Below are 20248 nucleotides of genomic sequence, written 5' to 3'. Positions count from 1 at the left end.
CCTCGCAGGGTCTTCACCACTCTTCAACGGGAGCGGCGGGCCCCGTGTTCTCACAGGGCCCGCCGTGCCTGGTGCTCTCAGTCCGTGGCGACGGCCTTGAGGATGTTCATCCGCCCGGCGCGGAAGGCCGGGAAGAGCGCGGCCAACAGGCCCACCAGTGCGGAGCCGAGGAAGACGACGCCGATCGTGGTCCACGGGATGCTGAGCACCCCCAGCCCCGACAGGGCCAGCAGCTTCTGGGCCGCGACGCCCCAGCCCAGGCCCAGGCCCACGCCGAGCACCGCGCCGAACAGGGCGATGACGACCGACTCCAGCCGGACCATCCGGCGCAGTTGGCGGCGGGAGAGCCCGATGGCGCGCATCAGGCCGATCTCGCGGGTGCGCTCGACGACCGAGAGGGCGAGGGTGTTCACCACACCGAGGACGGCGACCACGATGGCCAGGGCCAGCAGGGCGTAGATCATGTTGAGCAGTTGGTCGAGCTGCTGCTGGATCATGTTCTTGTAGTCGGCCTGGTCGCGGACCTTGATCTGCGGGTAGTCCGCGGTGGCGGCCCCCAGTGCGGCGGCCGCCTGGCTCTGCTGGCCGGGGAGCGCCGCGGCGAACATCATGTCGTTCGCGGGGAACCTGTCCGCGGGCAGGTACTTCCTCGCGTCCGCGATGTTCATGTACATCGCGCCCTTGTCGAAGACCGTGTCGTCCGAGGTGATCGCCTCCACCGTGAGGTGGGCGGTCGACCCGCTGGTGAAGGCGACGTCGAGCCGGTCGCCGAGGGTGACCTTGTGGGTCTTGGCCCACCCCTCGGGCACCGACATCGCGCCGGGCCCGTAGGCGTCGATCAGCTTGCCCTGGACGGTCTTGGCCTGGAGGTCGTCGGTGTACGACGGCGTGGCCGCCGCGATCACCGTCCGGTCCTTCGTGCCGTCGGGGGCCGTCACGGTCGCGGCGACGTCCGTGCGGTCGGTGACGTGGGCCAGGTGACCGGCCGCGTGAACGGCCTTCGCCGCGGCCGGGCTGATCGGATTGCCGTTGCCGGCCTGGATGATGAAGTCCGCGCCGACGGACCGGTCCATCTGGGCGGTCGCCGAGGCGACCATGGAGTCGCCGACCACCGACAACCCCGCGACCAGCGCCAGGCCGATCATGAGCGCGGCGGCGGTGGCCCCGGTGCGACGCGGGTTGCGCAGCGCGTTGCGTTCGGCGAGCCGGCCCACCGGGCCGAACCACCGCAGTGTGACCGCGCCGAGGACGCGCACGACGAGCCTGGCGAGCAGCGGGCCGACGACGACGAAGCCGACGAGCGTCAGCAGCACGCCGAGCGCGAGCAGCCCGGAGCCGGCCGACGCGGAGGCGGCGCTCGCGGCCAGCGCGAGGGCGGTCCCGCCCGCCGCCGTCAGCAGCACCCCGAGCGTCGCACGGACGCGACCCGCGCGGGCGTCGGCGGGAGTGCCGGCGTCCCGCATGGCCGCCATCGGGGAGATCGCCCCGGCGCGGCGGGCGGGCACCATGGCGGACACCACCGTCACGACCACGCCGACGGTCAGGCCGATCAGCGGCGTCGCCGCCTTGATCGTCAGATCGGCGGTGGTCAGGTGCATCCCGAAAGCGCCCATGAGCTTCATCAGGCCGACCGCGAGGCCGATGCCCGCGCCGATCCCGGCGACGGAGCCGACGACGCCGAGCAGTACCGCCTCGACCAGCACCGCGCGGTTGACCTGGCGGCGGCTGGAACCGATGGCCCGCATCAGCCCGATCTCGCGGGTGCGCTGGGCCACCAGCATGGAGAAGGTGTTGACGATCAGGAAGACGCCGACGAGGACCGCGATCCCGGCGAAGCCGAGCAGCACGTACTTCATCGGACCCAGGAAGGAACCGATGTCCTTCTGGTTCTGTGCCTTCAGCTCCGCAGCCGTCTGCACCTGGTAGCCGTGGCCGATCGCCGCGTCGACCCGCGCCTTGAGCTGGTCGTCGCTGACGCCGGGCGCGGCGTCCAGGGCGACGTCGGTGTACGCGGTGCGGGAGCCCAGCAGCCCCTGCTGCGCGGTCGGGGTGTCGAGGTAGACGACAGCCGCGCCCGGGTTGGTGGTCCTGAAGGTGGCGATCCCGGCGATGGTCACCTTGAAGTCGCCGGGACCGGCGATGACGCGCAGCGTGTCGCCGATGCCCAGGTGGTGCCTGGCCGCGGTGTCGGCGTCCAGGACGGCGTCGCCCGGCGCGAGCGGGACGTGGCCGGAGGTGATGCCCACGGATTTGGTCCGGGTCGGGTTCCAGTTCGCGACGATGGTCGGGGCGCCGGTCGTGGAGCCGATGTCGTTGTTGTGGCCGTCGGCGACGGTGGCCTGCTGGCTGCTGACCTCGGGCACGACCGCGGCCACGCCGGGGACCCGTGCGAGCCGGGCCTGAAGCGAGGCGGGCAGGGTGTCCGGCGTCCCGGTCTGCTGGGCGTTGTCGACCTTGGCGGGGCTGACGGTGACGTCGGAGGCGGTCGTCGCGAAGAGCTTGTCGAAGGTCGCGTTCATGGTGTCGGTGAAGACGAGCGTCCCGCAGACGAACGCCACCGACAGCAGCACCGCGACCGCGGAGAGGGCCATCCGGCCCTTGTGCGCGAGGAAGTTGCGCAGGGAGGTCCGCAGCACGGTCATGACGTCCGGCCCCGCGAGTCGAAGGACTTCATCCGCTCCAGGACGGCGTCGGCCGTCGGGGCGTGCATCTCGTCGACGATACGGCCGTCGGCGAGGTAGAGCACGCGGTCCGCGTAGGAGGCGGCGACCGGGTCGTGGGTCACCATGACGATGGTCTGGCCGAGTTCGTCGACCGAGCGGCGCAGGAATCCGAGGATCTCGGCTCCGGCACGGGAGTCGAGGTTCCCGGTCGGCTCGTCCCCGAAGATGATCTCGGGGCGGGCGACCAGGGCCCGGGCCACGGCCACGCGCTGCTGCTGGCCTCCGGAGAGCTGCGCCGGGCGGTGCTTCAGCCGCCCGGCCAGCCCGACCGTTTCCACGACGCGGTCCAACCACGCCCGGTCGGGCGTGCGGCCGGCGATGTCCATCGGCAGCGTGATGTTCTCCAGCGCGGTCAGTGTGGGCAGCAGGTTGAACGCCTGGAAGACGAAGCCGATGCTGTCGCGGCGCAGCCGGGTCAGGCGCTTGTCCCTGAGCTTGGTGATCTCCGTCTCGCCGACCCAGATCCGGCCGCTGGAGGCCGTGTCGAGACCGGCCAGGCAGTGCATCAGCGTCGACTTGCCGGAGCCCGAGGGGCCCATGATCGCGGTGAACCTCCCGCGCGGCATGTCGACGTCCACCGCGTCGAGTGCGACCACCCGCGTGTCGCCGCTGCCGTACGCCTTGGTGAGCCCGCGCGCGCGGGCCGCGACTGACGTGCGCGAGTCGCTGCCCTGGGCCGGGGGACTCGATACGGACGTGGTCACTGGGGGGCTCCTGAGTGCTCGACTGCCTGCTCGGCTGTGTGCTCGTCACGGGCTTGCGCCCGTGCGTCCAGCCTGCTGGAGCGGCATCTTGGGAACCATGGGGCGAGTCACCGGACCGGGGGTGGGGCTAACCCCCCGCGCCGGAAGGCGGCGGTTCGCGGCGGGCGGCCGCGGCCGGCTTGGCACCCCGGAGGGTCAACTCAGCTGAGGCCTCACCTGGTCCGCGTCTCGTTGTCGGGAGCCTGCTGGGGTTCGGTGACGCTGCGCGGATCCATGCGGCCACGCTACGGCAGCCGGGCCGGCGCGCTGGAGAGGATGTCGCGGGCGATGCGCGCCGCGACCGCGGTCGGTTCGCCCTTGGTGAGGCCTGCCAGCGTGGCGGGGGTGGCCGGCTTGCCGCCGGTGACGGGGTGCTGGGCGAAGAGGGCGACGGCCAGGGCGAGGTGGGTGTTCTCGCCGCCGACCGCCCAGGCGGTGCGCCGGCCGGCCTGGCCGGTGAGCAGCGTGTAGCCGCTGACGCCGGTCTGGGCCGTCGGGTGGGGTCGCGTGGTGTAGAGGGTCTGACCGCCACGGGTGATGCTGTCGACCGTGTAGGCGGCGCTGTACCGGCCGCCGGCCGGGAGGGCGGCGTAGAGAGCGGCCATCTGGACGGGGGTGACGGTGGCGGCCGAGGCGAGATCCCCGGCCCCGCTCAGACGGGCCCCGGTCAGGTGGCTCAGGGTGGTGCCGACCTCGACATCGCCGTCGGTGGCGTCGTCGAAGGGCTGCTGGGCGTAGTCGGCTCCCCCGTACAGGGCCCGGACGGCGCCGCCGCCCGGCGCGACGACGGCGACGGCGGTGTGCAGCAGAGCTGTCGTCCGGGAGCCGCCGGCGCCGTGCGGGCCGAGGGTGTCGGAGCGGACGGCGTTCGTCGTGGCGTCCTGGAGCGTGAGGTCGAACGTGGTGCGGACGACGTAGCCGCCGCGGGCGAGCTCGTCCTGGGTGATGCCGAGCCGGTGCGCGGCTTCGGCGGAGGCGACGTCCAGCAGGTACTGGCGCTGGCCGTCGGAGGGGCTGGGCGGGTAGGGCCGGAACGTGGGGAACCGGGCCTGGGCGCGCTGGGCCGGGGAGAGGGCGTGGTCGGTGACCATGCCGTCCAGGACCCACGACCAGCGCTGCCGCAGGGTGGCGGTGACGGCGGGGGCCGAGCCGGCGCGCTCGTAGTAGGAGGGCAGATTGATGATCGCGGCCAGGGCCGCGCCCTGGTCCACGGTCAGCCGCTCGGCGCCCACGCCGAAGTAGTTGCGGGCGGCGGACTGGATACCCGCCGCGCCGCGCCCGAAGTACACCGTGTTCAGGTAGTCCTGGAGGATCTCGTCCTTGGGCCGGGTCTGGTCGAGCTTGACCGCGATCAGGGCCTCGCGGACCTTCCGGGAGAGGGACTGCTGCGGGGTGAGCAGGGCGTTCTTGACGTACTGCTGGGTGATGGTGGAACCGCCCTGGCGCTCACCGCCCGTGACGGCGGCGAGCACCGCGCGGGCGATGGAGGAGGGGTTGACCCCGGTGTCGCTGCGGAAGGTGCGGTTCTCCGCAGCGATCACCGCGTCCTGCACGAACGTCGGCACCCGTGCCAGCGGCACCTCCTGACGGTCCACCGGCCCGCGGCGGCCGATGTAGGCCCCGTGCACGTCGTAGAACACGGTGCTCTGCATCACCGCCTCCGGGTGCGGCGCGGGGATGTCGACCATGGCGTACGCCCCCACGACGAGTCCGGCGATCCCGACCGCCGCCACCAGCACCACGCCGAGGATCCGGCGCAGCCACCGCCACCACCACCGGCGACGCGGACGCCCACCCCGGACGCGGCGTCGAGGCGCGTCAGGGGCGGGATCTTGCTGGGTGGGACCTCCCTGACGGACACGCCGGAACAGGGGGAGTGCAGGCAGGCGAGACATCAAGCAGCGCTTTCACCGTCATGAGAGAGAAGAGGACAGGGAACTCCCCGGGCGGGCCGTGGGCCCCGGTCGCACGCCGGGGCCCACGTCGCGTGTCAGAGTGTGGGGTCGTTCTTCTGGTTGTAGATCTCGTGGCCGGACGCGTCGTAGGCGTGGACGTAGGGGGTCGGGAGCTCGATGTTCGGGCCGAGCTGGTCGGCGTTGGTGGACAGGGCGGTGGTGTAGGCGAACGCGCCGCCGGCCATCTGGGCCGGGTACTGCTTCGGGTCGGAGCCGTAGCTGATGGTGATCCTGGCGACGTTCGCGGCGTAGTGCCCGGCCCCCAGCAACAGGTACCGGCCCCCGCCGGCGGGCTCGCCGGTGGAGTCGAAGTACTCGATCAGGTGGCCGCTGCCCCAGAGCCGGTCGTTGATGAACGTCGGCGGGACGGACTGGCTGGTGCCCTTGCGGCCCTTGGTCTCGCACTGCACGTACTGCTTCGCGGAGTTGACGGCCACGACCACGCCGTCCTGGTCCGCCGAGGCGATCGGAGCACGCAGCGCGAGCACCGCGTGGTAACGCGACGCGTCCGGGCCCAGGCACGAGGCCAGGATCTCGGCCACCGCCCCGGCAGAGATCGGCGTCCCCTGCGCACCGACGACCGTGAACGCGACCGGAGTGAGAGTCACCGGGCCGGAGGACGGGACGCCGCCGCCGCTGCCCGGGGTGCTGGACGCCCCGCCGGCCGGGGTGCTGGACGCGCCGGCGGAGGGCGTGGCGACCGGCTGGGAGGTGCCGGCCGAGGGCGTGGCGGTGACCGCCGCGGAGCCGGCGGAGGGCGTGGCGGCGGGCTGGGAGGTGCCGGTCGAGGCGGCGGCCACTCCACCAGCCGTCGCGACGGCGGCGGCAGCGGCCACACCGACGATGATCGGGCGCAAACGCATGAAAGTGAACTCCTTGTCCGCAAGCTTCGGTTGATGCCTGCGCCCGGATACGCCCCCTGGCACCTGCCAGGTCGCACCCGGCATACGTGATCTAGGTCATAGGTCGCGGGTGCGACCCTGGCACGGTGCTCGTGCGTACAGACCACGGCAGGGCCGCGCGACACGCGGGGGACACGCTTGGGGGAAACGGGTTTCAGGGCCTCAGGCAAACGAGTGTTCCCTGGCAGACCGCCTGTGACGTGCGCCGACCGACAGCACCAGAAGAGGGCCCTTGATGACACCACAGGAGTTCGACGCGTTCTACGCGGCGTCCTTCTCCCGCCTGACCGGGCAGCTCTACGCGATGACCGGCGACTGGTCCGAAGCACAGGACGTGGTCCAGGAGGCCTTCATCCGCGCATGGGACCGACGGCGGACCCTCGACCCTGACGACGCACCGGAGGCGTGGATACGCACCACCGCCCGGCGGCTCGCCGTCTCCCGGTGGCGACGCCTGGCCCGCGGCCTGCACCTGGCCGGACGCCACCAGCGCCACGAGCCACCCACTGTCGAGCCGCCCACCGAAGAACACCTCATGCTGGTCGCCGCGCTGCGCGACCTGCCCGAAGCACAGCGCAGTGCCGTCGTCCTGCACCACATATGCGACTTGTCCGTCGAGCAGGTCGCCGCCGAGACCGGCGCCGGACTCAGTGCCGTCAAGAGCCGCCTCGCCCGCGGTCGGGCGGCCCTCGCGGCCCAGCTCGGAGACCAGCACCCGACCAGCGAGGAAGGACGACTCCGTGTCTGACCCGATCCACGACACCCTGGGCGACCGGCTACGGGTGCTCGGCACTCGGACTCCTGCACCGACCCTGTCCGCTCCGGAGATCCGCCGACAGGCCGACCGGCGCCGCCGCCGGCGGCGCGCCGTGGGCACGACCGTGGTCTGTGGCGCGGCAGCCCTCTGCCTGGCCCTCCCGTCCGTGCTGCACTCGGCACGACCGGACCAGGGATCGGCCACCCCGGACGTCTCCTCCCTGCCGGCTTCCCCCCAACCCCGACCGCCGGTCGCGTTCACGGTCGTCGGTGCGCAGGGGACGCCGATCTCTGCCGGGGCGGTGGCCGAGATCCTGGCCTCGTGCCTGGGCCCGGACGCGTCGCGTTACCACGCGGTGCTCGCGCTGCGTGCTCCGATCGCCTCGGCGGACCAGGACGGCGTGGTCGTGGCCGTCAACTCCGCGAAGCAGTACGTGCAGTGCGAGACCAAGGGCCGCAAGGGCACCAGCCAGTCCGTCCCGCCGACGTTCATCAACGACCGGCTCTGGGGCAGCGGCCACCTGATCGAGTACTTCGACTCCACCGGCGAGCCCGCCGGCGGGGGCCGGTACCTGTTGCTGGGGGCCGGGCACTACGCCGCGAACGTCGCCAAGATCACCATCAGCTACGGCTCCGACCCGAAGCAGTACCCGGCCCAGATGGCCGGCGGCGCGTTCGCCTACACCACCGCCCTGTCCACCAACGCCGACCAGCTCGGCCCGAACATCGAGCTCCCGACCCCCTACGTCCACGCCTACGACGCGTCCGGCCACGAGATCTACAACCAGAAGAACGACCCCGCACGCTGACGAAAGGCCGGGTCGGTGGTGGTGGAGTGCGCCCGCGGTGCCGCGAGGCAGCGGGTCGGTTGGGTAACGCCGGTGGCTACACTGATCGGCCGGTCCCGTGTCCGGCCGCGTGCTCACACCGTTGCCCGGGCCGTCGGGGTGTCTGCCCGGGACGGCACGGGGTGACGTCGTGGTTTCCGTCCAGGGAGGAACTGTCTTGTCGAACGTCGCTGATGTCACGGTGCCGGACCTGGTGCGTATACGTGAGGCGGTCGACGGCACCCTGGGCGAGTTGATCGCCGCGAAGCGCGCCAGTGCCTGTGCGGGACTGCTCGACGACTTCTTCGACGTCCTGACCGGATTCCTCGCATCCGGAGGGCGGCGGGCGCGGCCGCTGTTCTGTTGCCTGGGCTGGCGCGCGGTGGACGGACTGCCCGAGACCCCGGAGGTCCTGCGCGCGGCAGCGTCCCTCGAACTCCTGCACACCTACGCCATGATCCACGACGACATCATCGACCGCTCCGACGTGCGCCACCAGCAGCCCACCGTCCACCGCGCGTTCGCGTTGCGCCACCCCGGTCCGCGAGCGGACTGGCTCGGCGGCAGCGCCGCCCTCCTGCTGGGCAACCTGTGCGCGGCGTGGGCCTCGGAAGGATTCAACTCCCTGCCGCCCAACGGCCGGACGCAGGCCGCACGTTCGCTGTTCGACGAGATGTGCACCGAGCTCATCGCGGGCGAGTACCAGGACGTGCGCGGATTCCAGGACAGCGCCGCCGACGTGGAGCACGCGCTGAGCGTCGTTCACCACAAGACCACGAGTTACTCGATCGAACGGCCGCTGCAGATCGGCGCGGCACTGGCCGGAGGCGGAAGGGCGCTCCAGGACGCCTGCAGCGCCTACGCCCGCCCGGTGGGGGAGGCCTTCCAGATGCTGAACGACCTCGACGATGTGGCGGTCGGCAGCGACAAGATCGGCGAGGACATCCGTACGGGCAAGCACACGGTCGTCCTCACCCTCGCCAGGCAGAAGCTCGACCGCGCCCCGGCCCAGCGCCTGCGAGCCCTCATGGGCGACCCCGACCTGACCAAAGCCGAACTGGAGGAGGCCCGCGCCCTCATCGAGGCCTCCGGCGCGCCCACGACGGTGCGCCGGATGATCGACGAACGCCTCGCGCGGTCCGAGGACGTGCTCGCCCGAGCCCCGTTCCACCCCTCGGTGCGCAGGCCGTTGCAGCTCATGATCGAGATGGGAAAACAGGGACACCGCGCCTGATCCCGCGCCTGATCCCGCGCCTGTCGGGCGCTGTCCGGGGCCCGGGCCCGTCGTGCATGCTGATCATCAACAGTGGATCAGCAGGGGGAGCAGGACATGCCGGAGTTGCACCTACCGCCGTCGCTGGTCGTGACCGGCGGCGCGGTGACGGCCCGACTGAAGCCGGGGGCTTTGCTGTGGGAGAGCGAGTCGGCGGTGAGCCGTATTCCCTACGGTGCGATCGTCGGGGTGACCGCGGAGCCGCAGGGGCCGAGAGGCCACAGTACGGTGCGGATAGCGGTCGACGACCGGGCACTCGTCTTCGAGCTGGTCTGCCGCCGCCAGGAAGCCTCCGTCCTGGCGGCTGCGATCGAACAGCAGCTCATCGCATACGCGCCCGACGGTTCGGGTGTCCGGCCGACGGTCACCACTGAGCCGCGCGAGGAGCCCGCGGCCGACAGCACGGGTGGGATGCCCCTCTGGGTCAGGCTTGCGCTGGGTGGACTCGCGGCACTCTGCGTGGTCGAGTCCGTCGCCCTCCTGCTGCTCGGGCACGCCGGCCGTGCGGTCCTCGCCCCGGTGGGTTTCGTCCTGTGGGTGCCGGGCCTGGTGCTCGCGTTCTGCGTTTTCCGGTTGTTGGGGGACGTGCGCCGTGGGCTGGGACCCGGGGTGAAGCTGGAGGCGCGGTTCGTCGGTCTCGAGTGGCGTCAGGGAGCCAGCAGGCCCATGCTCCACGAGGTGTACACCGTCACCGGCCTGGACCGCGCCGCCCATGAGTACACCCGAGTCCGCAACGGCACGTCGACAACCGAGCCCAAGCCCGTGCGCACGGTGACGGCGCTGACCGACGGCTCCGAGATCGACACACGCCTCGCCTTGGTGGCCGGACCGCTGCTGTTCGGGTTCTTCTGCCTTGTCGGCGTCGTCGTGTTGGTCGGGCTGGGTTTCGCCCTGGTGCCGGGGATGCTGCTCTGGTAGCCGACGCGAACGCGTCTGCGCCTGAGCCCCCGTTGACTTGACCTCCAGTCACCGGTCCTCCGGGCTGAAGTCCTCCACGAGCCGTTCGGGTGCGGCCTGCCTCCAGGAGTCCACCAGAATGTCGTACAGCTCGGCGCGGCCTTCCAGCGCGCCGAGCCGCACCCGCACCCAGGCGGAGGACGCCTCGTGCGGCGGCACCCAGAACTTCTGCGGCTCCGCGGCGATCAGCTCCGCCCGTTCGTGCTTCGGGCAGCGCACGGCGAACGACGTCTGGTCGTCGGGAACCGTGACGAACATCTTCCCGGCGACCCGGAACGTGGGCATGCTCCACGCCTCCTTCTCCACGGTCTGCGGGAAGGACAGCGCGATACGGCGGACATCATCGGCATCGACCACGGTTGACACCCTAGACGGGTGGGGCGGTGACGGCGGCGTCAGCCACTCGACCGGGCCGTGGCAGCCGATCGGCCGGACCGCGTGGGCGGTCACGGCCGACCGGCTGCCTGGGTGAGTCGCCGTCAGCAGGTGAGGTTGGAACCCGCGGGGACGCCGAGGATCGACGTGAAGGACGTGTAGTCGTTGACGCGGTCCTGCATCTCGGCGGTGTTGCCGCCGTTGCACTCGATGCTGCCGTTGATGCTCCAGATCGTCTGACCGAAGCCCGCGCCGTTGACCATGGCGTTGTGACCGGTCATCGTGCCCGGACCGGTCTGGGTGTTCCAGTACCAGAGGGCGGTCTTCCAGGAGATCGTCGCGTCGGAGGCGACGAGGCCGGGGTTGTCGAGCAGGTCGACGCCGAGCGCGTCGCCCGCGGCCTTGTAGTTGAAGTTCCAGCTGAGTTGCAGCGGGCCGCGCCCGTAGTAGGCGTTGGTGCCGGCGGGGCAGCCGTAGGACTCACTCGCGCAGTAGTTGCCGGACTGGTCGACCTCGTTGATGTAGACGAGTCCGCCCGTCTCGTGGTCCACGTTCGCCAGGAACGCCGCGGCCTCATGCTCCTGGACCGTGGTGCTGCCGGTGGTGGCGAAGCCGGGGTACGCGCTCAGTGCGGCCACCAGGCCGCTGTAGGTGTAGAAGGAGTTCCGGTTCGGGAACATCTGGTCGAACTGGGCCTCGCTGACGACGAATCCGCCGGAGCCACCGGTGCCGCCGCCGCCCGTTCCGCCACCCGTCGAGCCGCCGGTGCAGCTGTAGGGGGACCAGTACCAGGTGCTGATGGTGGGGTCGTAGCCGGGGTTGTCGTGGGTGGCGACGTAGTACTGCCCGTTGGCGGTGTACTGCACGACGGCGCCGGTCACGTAGGACTGCCCGGCCACCCAGGCGGGGTAGTTGCAGCTGCCCGAGCCGCCGCCGGTCCCGCCCCCGGTACCGCCGCCGGAGCTGCCGCAGGCGCCCTGGTCGGCCCAGACGCCCGAGCCCCCGGTGGAGGGCGCCTCGCCCTGCGTCCACCACTTGGCCTGCCAGTTGTCTCCGTTGTAGGAGGCGGTCATGCCGCCGGTGTACACCGCGCTGGAACTCCAGGCCGCGGCGCAGTCCGCCGCCATCGCCGGGCTTGCGGCACCGAGGACGGCGAACGAGCCGAGGAGACCGGCCAGGACGGCCAGCAGCGCGGCGATTCGCCTGCGGTGCCGGTGCTTTGGGGGTATGCGCATGTGCCACTCCAGATGTGGGGGTGAGTGGAGACTGGAGCAGCAAAGCGTGATTGGTCCAGACCAGTCAAGGGTCCCGTCAAAGTTTGTCGTGGCGCGACCAAGACCCGCGCAGGTAGGGACCCGTCTCTCCCGCCGGCGGATTGTCCTGCGCTGGTCGGAACAACGGTGTCCGGGATGGAAGTTGACGGGCGTTGGCCCGCAAGGGAGTTCGGTGTCGAGCGATCGTGCGATAGGGACGGCCTGGCGCATCCACGGCCACCTCAACGACCTCAAAGGCAAGTTCGTACCCGCCGATCACCACCGTCAGGAGGCCCGCAACCCGCTTCGTGGGGCCCGGCGTCCCCCGACCGGGCCCTGCGGAGCTGTCACTGCGCCTGCTGCCTCGCGTCGATCTCGGCGATCAGGCCCTCGATGAGCTTCCTGATCTCGTCGCGGATCGGGCGGACCGCGTCGACGCCCTGGCCGGCCGGGTCCTCCAACTGCCAGTCGAGGTACTGCTTGCCCGGGAAGAGCGGGCAGGCGTCGCCGCAGCCCATGGTGATGCAGTAGTCGGACGCCTGGACGGCCTCGGTGGTCAGCACCTTGGGCTTCTGGTCGGAGATGTCGATGCCCACCTCGGCCATGGCGGCGACAGCGGCCGGGTTGACCTGGTCGCCGGGGACGGAGCCCGCGGAGCGGACCTCGACGCGGTCCCCGGCGAGGTGGCGCAGGAACCCGGCGGCCATCTGGGAGCGGCCGGCGTTGTGGACGCAGACGAACAGGACGGACGCGACGGGGCTGGCGGTCATCATCGGTCTTTCGGGTGTCAGAGGCAGGCGGCGGGGGCCAGGTGGGGATGGGGTGGGGGCAGGCCGATGGGCCGCCCGGGCTGGTATCAGCGCCAGCTGATGTGAGACTATCAGTCCATGCTGACGTCAGTCGATACTGATCTGGTCCGGGTGCTGGCCGATCCGCTGCGTATGCAGATCGTGAGCCTGCTCGCGCGGGAGACGCTGTGCACGACGCATCTGGTGGAGGAGACCGGCGCGAAGCAGACCAACCTGTCGAACCACCTGAAGGTGCTGCGCGATGCCGGGGTGGTGGAGACCGAGCCGTGCGGCCGGTTCACCTACTACCGGCTGCGGCCGGAGGTGCTGGACCAGCTCGCCGAGCAGTTCACCCGTCTCGCCTCCCTCGCCCGCGTGAACGACGCGGCCAACTCCAAGAGGGCCTGCCCGTGACCAGCGCCGACGCCCCCGAGGCCATAGTGGACCAGCCCGCCACGCACGTGGACCCGGCGCTGCCGCCCGGCCCCGCGGTCGCCCACCGACCGCCGCTGTTCCAGCGGGTCGCCGCCGAGTTCGTCGGCACCGCCGCCCTGGTCGCCGTCGTCGTCGGCTCCGGCATCCAGGCCACCGAACTCACTCCGGACGTCGGCCTGGAGTTGCTGGCCAACTCCCTGGCCACGGTCTTCGGGCTGGGCGTCCTGATCCTGTTGCTCGGCCCGGTCTCCGGTGGGCACTTCAATCCGGTGGTCACGCTGGCTGATTGGTGGACCGGCCGCCGCACCGAGGGTGGCCTCGCCGCCCGGGACGTCGCCGCGTACCTGCCCGCGCAGATCGCGGGGGCCGTCGCGGGCGCGGTGCTCGCGGACGCGATGTTCGGCAAGCAACTGGTGCAGTGGTCCACGCACGACCGCTCGGCCGGGCACCTGCTGATCGGCGAGGTCGTCGCCACCGCCGGACTGGTCTTCCTGATCTTCGGCCTGGCGAAGAAGGACCGGCTGCGCTACGCGCCCGTCGCGGTCGCCTCCTACATCGGCGCCGCCTACTGGTTCACCTCCTCCACCTCTTTCGCGAACCCCGCCGTGGCGATCGGCCGCGCGTTCACCGACACCTTCGCCGGCATCGAGCCGTCCAGCCTGCCCGGTTTCGTCGGCATGGAACTCGTCGGCGGCGTCGTGGGCCTGGCCCTGGTGGCACTGGTCTTCGGCTCCCGCAGCAACAGCAACGGCAACAGCAACGGCAACAGCAACGGCAACAGCAACGGCAACAGCAACGGCGGAGCGGAGCAGGAGTGAACTGCCTGGCCGGCTCGCCCTCGGCGACTGAACGCCCGACGGCGGCATGCGGTCAGCGGCGCAGGTCCAGCAGCGCGGACATGGCGGCGACGACGTCCGGTGCCACCTTGTAGTAGACCCAGGTCGCCCGGCGCTCCGAGGTGAGCAGCCCGGCGTCCTTCAGCTTCTTCAGGTGGTGCGACACGGTTGGCTGGGACACGCCCACGTCGGAGATGTCGCACACGCACGCCTCGCCGCCCTCGTGCGAGGCGATCAGTGAGAACAGCCGCAGGCGCACCGGGTCGCCCAGTGCCTTGAACATGACGGCCGTGCGCTCGGCCTCCTCGGCCGACAGCGGGCGCTCGGTCAACGGCGGGCAGCACGGCACCGCCGTCTGCTCGGGCTGGAGGACCGGCAACTCCGACACGCTCAGATTCGACATGCGTCAATATTGACATCCATCTAGACAAGGGGCAATGCTTGCTGCATCGACAAACGTCGAACCAAGACCCGGGAGGCCCGATGCCCGACAGCACCACCCCCGACCTGCCCGTCGTCGTCATCGGTGCAGGACCGGCCGGTCTCGCCGCCGCCGCTCACCTGCTCGAGCGCGGGCTCGAACCCCTGGTCCTGGAGGCCGGACCGCAGGCAGGCGCGTCTGTGCGAGAGTGGGCGCACGTGCGGCTGTTCTCCACCTGGAGCGAGCTGACCGATCCTGCCGCCGAGAGGCTCCTCGCCCCGAGCGGCTGGGCCAAGCCCGACCCGGCCACCTACCCGTCCGGCGGCGACTGGGCCGAGCTCTACCTCCAGCCTCTGGCCGACGTCCTTGGCGAGCGTGTCCACTACGGCGCCCGGGTCACCGGGGTCTCGCGTGTCGGACGCGACCGCATCGTCGACACCGACCGCGAATCCCAGCCCTTCACCGTCCAGACCCGCCACGCAGACGGCCGTGAGGAGCGGATTCCCGCCCGCGCAGTCCTCGACGCCTCCGGTACCTGGACCAGGCCCAGCCCGGCCGGCGGCAACGGCCTCCCCGCACTCGGGGAGCGGGCCGCCGCCGACCGGATCAGCTACCGCGTCCCCGATCTGACCGACCCCCAAGTCCGCGCCCGCTACGCGGGCAAGCGCACCGCCGTCGTCGGGACCGGCGCCTCCGCCTTCACCGCCCTCGCCTACCTCGCGGACCTCGCCAAGTCCGCCGACGGCGCGGCCACGCACGCCGTCTGGGTGCTGCGGCGCGGCATCAGCGGCTCCACCTTCGGCGGAGGCACCGCCGACCAACTGCCCGCCCGCGGCGCGCTCGGGCTCACGGCCAAGGCCGCCGTCGACAACGGCCATGCCGACGCCGTCACCGGATTCCGCACCGAAGCCGTCGAACGCGACACGGACGGCCGCGTGATCCTCGTCGCCGAGGACGGCCGCCGCCTCGACCCCGTCGACGAGGTCGTCGTCCTCACCGGCTTCCGCCCCGACCTGTCCCACCTCGACGAACTACGGCTGCGCTTGGACGACCGCCTCCAGGCCCCCGTCCAGCTGGCCCCGCTGATCGACCCCAACCAGCACTCCTGTGGCACCGTCTACCCGCACGGCCACCGCGAGCTCGCCCACCCCGAGCCCGGCGTCTACCTGGTCGGCATGAAGTCCTACGGCCGCGCCCCCACGTTCCTCGCCCTCACCGGCTACGAGCAGGTCCGCTCCGTCGCCGCCGCCCTCGCCGGCGACCTCGACGCCGCCGACCGGGTCGAGCTCACGCTGCCGGAAACCGGCGTCTGCGGCGGCGCCGGACTGTTCGACAGCCCCGACGCCACGCAGGAGAGCGGGGGCGGATGCTGCACCCCCGCCCCGCAACCGGTGCGGATCGGCGTCGGCGCCCCCGTCGAGGTGGAGCCCTCCGGCAGCTGCTGCGGCTCGTGACCACCACGCGATCAGCCCAGCCTTTCCGCTCAGGTCCCGCGGTGGCGCCGCACGGTGGCGACGGTGACGGCCACCACCAGGACGCCGCCGTAGAACACCGGGGAGACCCAGGCTTGCGCTGACGCGGGACGGCAAGCCCGTGGGACGACGGTGATGTGGGTGCGTGACGTGACCCCCCTGACTGCCCGTCGAGCCTCCCGGCTTCGACCGGGTGTTACGCGCCGGCGTGTGGCGGCAGAGCGAGCCAGTCCTGCCAGGAGATCTCGCGGCCGAGGAATCGCGGCTGCTCGAACGGCCAGTCGGTGTCGATCCACTGCGGCACCAGCGCGTCCAGGGCCTGCTCGATCTCGCCGCCGACCAGCTCGTCCACCACCCACCAGGAGATCTCTCCGTCCGCGCCGGTCTTCTCCGGTGGGTCGATGTAGACGCAACCGAGCAGGGCCGTCTCCGCCGCGTCGAACAGCGCGTAGTTGAAGGACTGGTGAGCGGCGATCTCCTTCTCGTGCCGCAACAGGTCCGCCTGGTCTGCCTCGTAGGTCATGGTGGCCGCGGGCCAGCCCCAGGCCGGGCCGAAGACGGTCCACAGCCGCTCGCGCGAGCCCATCACGGCCGGATAGTCGAGGGGGGTGTCCGCCTCCCGGATCGGCCGCAGATGGTGGCTGCCACCCGTCAGCGGAACCAGGACGGGGTGGACGAAGTCATCAGGAAGCCAGCTCATGGCGGCCGACCGTAGCACCGCGCGAGCGCGGGTTCCCCTGGATTTTCCTCCGCACCGACACACGGACCGTCGTCTCCGGAAGCGGGCCCTGGAGACGAGAGGGCTGCGAACACGGAGTAGTTCGCACCTTCCTGGTCGACGTCGCCGCTCGTGCCGGGAGGCCGGGGCGAGGTGTGTCCGTGGGGCCCGGCGAGGGCTCGCGCGGACCCTCAGCATCCGGACGTGGCCTGGTGGTTGCTTGATGGACACCCAGTCTTTCTCGTGTGCCCGTCTGGGCGGTGAAGCATACGCGCGCACCGCAATGTGCGACTTCATTGGCTCGACCTGTAGGAGAGCATGATGCCCAGGTACACCCGTCCGGCGTTGGTCGGACTGGCCACGGCGACCGCGGCCGCACTGTGCGGGCTTCCGGCCCTGAACGCCAGCGCCGAGACGCACCCGTCCACCAGCAAGCACGTCCTGCTCATCTCGATCGACGGCATGCACCAGAGTGACCTCGACTGGTACATCGCCAACCACCCGGGCTCAACGCTGGCCAGACTGACGCACGGCGGCAGCGAGTACACCAATGCGGAGACGTCCAACCCGTCGGACTCCGACCCGGGCGGCACCGCGATCATGACCGGCGGGAACCCCAAGTCCACCGGCGTCTACTACGACGTCGAGTACAGCCACAAGGTCGACGAGCCGGGCGCCGCCTGTACGCCTGGCCACCCGGCTACCGGTGGCGACGTCATCTACGACTCGCCGGACGACGCGCTGGCCAGCGTCAACGACTTCGTCAACCCGGCGAACGGCACCTTCCCGTCGTTCGACGAGAACGGCTCGGTCTACCCCAAGGGTGTCGACACCAACCCGGCCGCGATCATGAACCTGAAGTTCGACCCGAAGACGTCGCTCAACCCGAAGACGTTCCCGGTCGACCCCAAGACCTGCAAGCCGATCACCCCGTGGGACTACCTCGGCGACAACACGATCTTTCAGGTCATCCACAACGCCGGCCTGCGCACCGCGTGGTCCGACAAGCACGAGGTCTACGCGTCCTTCAACGGTCCCGGCTCGAACGGGCAGAGCATCGACGACCTCTTCTCGCCGGAGATCGACTCGCAGGCCGTCATGCCGAACGGCGTCCCGTACCCGCAGGACGACGACTGGGCCCACATCGACGCCGCCACGAAGCAGTACGACGGTTACAAGGTCCAGGCCGTCCTCAACGAGATCGGCGGCCGCGACCACTCGGGCAAGACCAAGGTCGGCACCCCGGCGATCTTCGGCATGAACTTCCAGACCGTCTCGGTCGCGCAGAAGATCCGCTCGACCCCGACGACGCTGATCGGTCCGGACGCCCACGGCAACTACACCACCAGCGCCCCGGAGGCGGGCGGCTACCAGTGGGTGCACGGCAAGCTCGTCCCCGGGCCGGTGCTGTCCAGCGCGCTGGACTATGTCAACGCCCAGCTCGGACGCATGGTCCGCGCCATTCACAAGGACGGCCTCGCGGGCTCGACGACGATCATCGTGACGGCCAAGCACGGTCAGTCCCCGCAGGACCCCAACAAGCTCGTCACCGTCCAGGACGGTCCGATCGTCAGCGCGATCAACGCCGCGTGGGCGAAGACGCACCCGAGCAACAAGACCCTCATCGTCGCCGGCACCGACGACGACCTGTGGCAGTCCTACCTGTCGGACAACTCGCAGGCCGCGGACAACTTCGTCAAGAGCTACCTGTGGGACCACACCGCGCAGGGTTACGACGTCAACAAGAAGCCGGTCACCGTTGCGCACTCGGGCCTGGCGCAGATCTGGGCCGGCGCGGCCGCCGCGCACTTCTTCGGCGTCTCGGTGAACAACGGCCACTACCCGGACGTCTTCGGCGAGGTCCAGGAGGGCGTCGTCTACGCGAAGCCGACCAAGCTGGCCGAGCACGGTGGCATGAACACCGGCGACCGGCACGTCCTGATGATCGTCGACGGCCCGGGCATCCCGGCCCAGGTCGAGTCCGCCTCGGTCGAGACCACCCAGGTCGCTCCCACGATCCTGTCCGTTCTGGGGCTCAGCCCGCGTCAGCTGACGGCCGTCAAGGTCGAGGGCACGCGGGTCCTTCCCGGGCTCGGTGCACGCCGCCGGGACCAGTGACCAGGAGCCTCCACTTGCCGGCTGATTGACCGGCAGCACCCAAGCGGGAGGCCGGGGCCGATTCGCCCCGGCCTCCTCGCGTCCGGCGCTCGATCGAGCACGCGGGGGAGGCCTGGAGTGCGCACCTCTCTGCTGGTCCCCCCCCGTGCTGCCGCCCGGGGCCGGTGCACGGGCGCGCCCTGCGGTTGGGGTCCTGGCCCCTCGAACCAGCGCAGATCGTCCGCCTGGGCACAAGCCGGAGAGGCTGGCTCGTCGGCGTCATCCACGAGTACCGGCATGCTGTCCGAGCTCCACGGATGAGGGTGTCGGCGGGCGCAGTCCCGCGGAGTCGTCGTCACTCCCAGGACTGGATGCTCTCTTCGGGGCCCCAGCGCAGGGTGATGGTGCCGTTGTCCGCGTCGGGGGAGAGGCCCGAGAGGGTGGCGGCGACGAGGCCCGTGGCGGCGAGGGCTCTCGGCGCGGGCGTCTACTTCACGAACTTCTCTGATCTCAGCGGAGCCACCGCGATCATCAGCCGGGTGGTGTCGGGCGTGGTCGTGCTGGCCAGCGGAATCGGCCTGTGGCTGGTGCGCGGCGAGAGGGACGCCTCCCAGTGATCCGGTTCTGGGCTGCGTGAGGAGCGGCGGCGGGGCCTTCTGTGTGGACCGTTGTCGCAGATCATGTGGACCGCCGGAGGCCGGTCGGTCCGGCGGATGCGGTCGCCCGCCGAGCGACTGGACATCGTACGACCTGGGCGGCGAAACCGGTCTGGCCTCCGCTCACCTCACCGCCCGTTGCGGCCCCCACCGCAAGAACTCACTCGCGATGCTCACCCGGATCCTCCGGCTGGTCTCATGTGTTGCCCTGACGACCGCGTGGCGCGGCAGCACAGGCCTCGGAGCAGAAGCGGTGGCGTGCGTTGCTGCCCCAGCGCTCGTGCGCGGTGCCGCAGTGGGGGCATCGGCGGGTGATCCCGGCGATGGTGGGATCGATCAGGCCGAGAGCGTGGAGAAGGGCGCGGCAGTCCTCCGCGCTGTCTGCGCGCGAGGCCACGAGCAGGCGGGCCTGTTGGCGGGTGTGTCGGTCGTGAACGGTGAAGAGGTCGTAGTCGCTCGAGCCGTAGGGTTCCTGCACGGTGGACCCTCCCTTGGGTGTCGCTGTCGGGGTGTCTGATGTGGCTCTCCACCGGGGTGGGGGCTGTCCTGTCTTCGTGCTCGCGCCAGGGGATGTCGTGCTGGGCGGTCGTGATCGGCAGCGCCAAGGGTGGCTCTCGGGGCCCGCTCGTAGCGCCGCCTGTCGGCCGGTCGGACGTTGCCAGGTTGTCCACGGTGAGGGCGCACCCCGAGGGGTGGCGCCGCCCGGCTTCCTTTGGGAGCCGCGGCGAGCCCGTGTGGTCACGGCGTGCACTCTCCAGTCCCGCCGATCACGGGCGGCCAGTCCTGCCCGAGGTGGCCGGCGGGGTCGGTCGCGAGTGCAGTGGCGGCGGTGAGCGCGAGCGTGGCGTGAACCTGCGCTTTCAACAGGTCCGTCTGCGACGGTGCCCAGTGCCGGGTCACGCCGGAGCCGCGGTCCCGGTCCGCGGCGGATTTCTGTGGGCCGGCAAGCAGGCGTTCAGCCGACAGGTAGTGCTCAGGGCCGGTGGCCATGATGGATCTCCTTGGTACTGGCGTGCTGCGGACTTGCGTGCTGCGTGCTGCGGGCTGATGTCTGTGCTGTT

At 71.1% G+C, this 20248-nt stretch carries 20 protein-coding genes; 9 read left to right on the top strand and 11 right to left on the bottom strand.

The features are described 5' to 3' along the window. Positions 1-77: 77 nt before the first annotated feature. From ABH931_RS19825 to ABH931_RS19810, 4 genes are all read right to left on the bottom strand, one after another. On the bottom strand, positions 78-2642 hold the full coding sequence (locus ABH931_RS19825; protein ID WP_370115026.1) for an ABC transporter permease: 2565 nt from the start codon (positions 2640-2642) through the stop codon (positions 78-80). Beyond that, positions 2639-3427: an ABC transporter ATP-binding protein gene (locus ABH931_RS19820; protein WP_370115024.1), complete on the bottom strand. Its 789-nt coding sequence runs from the start codon at positions 3425-3427 to the stop codon at positions 2639-2641. The genes ABH931_RS19825 and ABH931_RS19820 overlap by 4 nt, the downstream gene beginning before the upstream one ends. 284 nt (positions 3428-3711) lie before the next feature. Continuing rightward, positions 3712-5205, bottom strand: a complete 1494-nt coding sequence (locus ABH931_RS19815; protein WP_370115022.1) for a transglycosylase domain-containing protein — start codon at positions 5203-5205, stop codon at positions 3712-3714. Positions 5206-5456: 251 nt separating this feature from the next. Then, positions 5457-6284: a hypothetical protein gene (locus tag ABH931_RS19810; RefSeq protein ID WP_370115020.1), complete on the bottom strand. Its 828-nt coding sequence runs from the start codon at positions 6282-6284 to the stop codon at positions 5457-5459. 274 nt (positions 6285-6558) lie between these two features. Between ABH931_RS19810 and ABH931_RS19805 the strand changes: the two genes are divergently transcribed. From ABH931_RS19805 to ABH931_RS19790, 4 genes are all read left to right on the top strand, one after another. Further along, the gene (locus ABH931_RS19805; RefSeq protein ID WP_370115018.1) at positions 6559-7071 is read left to right on the top strand and encodes a SigE family RNA polymerase sigma factor; all 513 of its coding nucleotides are present in this window, start codon (positions 6559-6561) and stop codon (positions 7069-7071) included. Then, on the top strand, positions 7064-7888 hold the full coding sequence (locus ABH931_RS19800) for a hypothetical protein (protein WP_370115016.1): 825 nt from the start codon (positions 7064-7066) through the stop codon (positions 7886-7888). Before ABH931_RS19805 ends, ABH931_RS19800 begins: the two co-directional genes overlap by 8 nt. Positions 7889-8084: 196 nt before the next feature. Further along, on the top strand, positions 8085-9140 hold the full coding sequence (locus tag ABH931_RS19795) for a polyprenyl synthetase family protein (protein WP_370115014.1): 1056 nt from the start codon (positions 8085-8087) through the stop codon (positions 9138-9140). Between the two features lie 96 nt (positions 9141-9236). Next, positions 9237-10097 carry a hypothetical protein gene (locus ABH931_RS19790; RefSeq protein ID WP_370115012.1) on the top strand — a complete coding sequence of 287 codons (861 nt, stop codon included), beginning with the start codon at positions 9237-9239 and terminating at the stop codon, positions 10095-10097. A 48-nt stretch (positions 10098-10145) separates the two neighbouring features. On the opposite strand, the gene ABH931_RS19785 is transcribed toward ABH931_RS19790, so the two are convergent. The 3 genes from ABH931_RS19785 to ABH931_RS19775 form a co-directional block, all read right to left on the bottom strand. After that, positions 10146-10493, bottom strand: a complete 348-nt coding sequence (locus tag ABH931_RS19785; RefSeq protein WP_370115010.1) for an MmcQ/YjbR family DNA-binding protein — start codon at positions 10491-10493, stop codon at positions 10146-10148. Between the two features lie 122 nt (positions 10494-10615). After that, positions 10616-11746, bottom strand: a complete 1131-nt coding sequence (locus ABH931_RS19780) for a glycoside hydrolase family 19 protein (protein WP_370115008.1) — start codon at positions 11744-11746, stop codon at positions 10616-10618. Between the two features lie 365 nt (positions 11747-12111). Further along, a complete protein-coding gene (locus tag ABH931_RS19775) occupies positions 12112-12534 on the bottom strand; it encodes an arsenate reductase ArsC (RefSeq protein ID WP_370115006.1) in 423 nt (140 codons plus the stop codon). A 117-nt stretch (positions 12535-12651) separates the two neighbouring features. Between ABH931_RS19775 and ABH931_RS19770 the strand changes: the two genes are divergently transcribed. Further along, the gene (locus tag ABH931_RS19770; protein WP_111499312.1) at positions 12652-12966 is read left to right on the top strand and encodes a helix-turn-helix transcriptional regulator; all 315 of its coding nucleotides are present in this window, start codon (positions 12652-12654) and stop codon (positions 12964-12966) included. A gap of 23 nt (positions 12967-12989) precedes the next feature. Then, complete coding sequence (locus tag ABH931_RS19765; RefSeq protein WP_370115189.1) at positions 12990-13805, top strand: aquaporin; 816 nt, start codon at positions 12990-12992, stop codon at positions 13803-13805. Between the two features lie 52 nt (positions 13806-13857). Here the strand turns inward: ABH931_RS19765 and ABH931_RS19760 are convergent, their stop codons facing one another. Continuing rightward, a complete protein-coding gene (locus tag ABH931_RS19760) occupies positions 13858-14226 on the bottom strand; it encodes an ArsR/SmtB family transcription factor (RefSeq protein ID WP_370115003.1) in 369 nt (122 codons plus the stop codon). A gap of 80 nt (positions 14227-14306) precedes the next feature. On the opposite strand from ABH931_RS19760, the gene ABH931_RS19755 reads away from it, so the two are divergent. Next, positions 14307-15698, top strand: coding sequence for an FAD-dependent oxidoreductase (locus ABH931_RS19755; RefSeq protein ID WP_370115001.1), 1392 nt, complete (start codon positions 14307-14309; stop codon positions 15696-15698). Between the two features lie 214 nt (positions 15699-15912). Here ABH931_RS19755 and ABH931_RS19750 read toward each other — a convergent pair whose 3' ends face one another. Then, complete coding sequence (locus ABH931_RS19750) at positions 15913-16416, bottom strand: GNAT family N-acetyltransferase (protein ID WP_370114999.1); 504 nt, start codon at positions 16414-16416, stop codon at positions 15913-15915. Between the two features lie 339 nt (positions 16417-16755). On the opposite strand from ABH931_RS19750, the gene ABH931_RS19745 reads away from it, so the two are divergent. Then, entirely contained in the window at positions 16756-18552 is a 1797-nt protein-coding gene (locus tag ABH931_RS19745; RefSeq protein WP_370114997.1) for an alkaline phosphatase family protein, read from the top strand. 437 nt (positions 18553-18989) lie between these two features. After that, positions 18990-19148 (top strand): hypothetical protein, encoded by a 159-nt coding sequence (locus ABH931_RS19740; protein WP_370114995.1) that lies wholly within the window; start codon positions 18990-18992, stop codon positions 19146-19148. A 235-nt stretch (positions 19149-19383) separates the two neighbouring features. Here ABH931_RS19740 and ABH931_RS19735 read toward each other — a convergent pair whose 3' ends face one another. Together ABH931_RS19735 and ABH931_RS19730 are read right to left on the bottom strand one after the other, a co-directional pair. Then, the gene (locus tag ABH931_RS19735; protein WP_370114993.1) at positions 19384-19665 is read right to left on the bottom strand and encodes a hypothetical protein; all 282 of its coding nucleotides are present in this window, start codon (positions 19663-19665) and stop codon (positions 19384-19386) included. A 260-nt stretch (positions 19666-19925) separates the two neighbouring features. Then, positions 19926-20177, bottom strand: a complete 252-nt coding sequence (locus ABH931_RS19730; protein WP_370114991.1) for a hypothetical protein — start codon at positions 20175-20177, stop codon at positions 19926-19928. Between the last annotated feature and the right edge of the window lie 71 nt (positions 20178-20248).

This window comes from Streptacidiphilus sp. MAP12-33, assembly GCF_041261265.1.
In the GTDB taxonomy this organism is placed as follows: domain Bacteria; phylum Actinomycetota; class Actinomycetes; order Streptomycetales; family Streptomycetaceae; genus Streptacidiphilus.
This window is presented reverse-complemented; position numbering and strand designations above follow the sequence as displayed.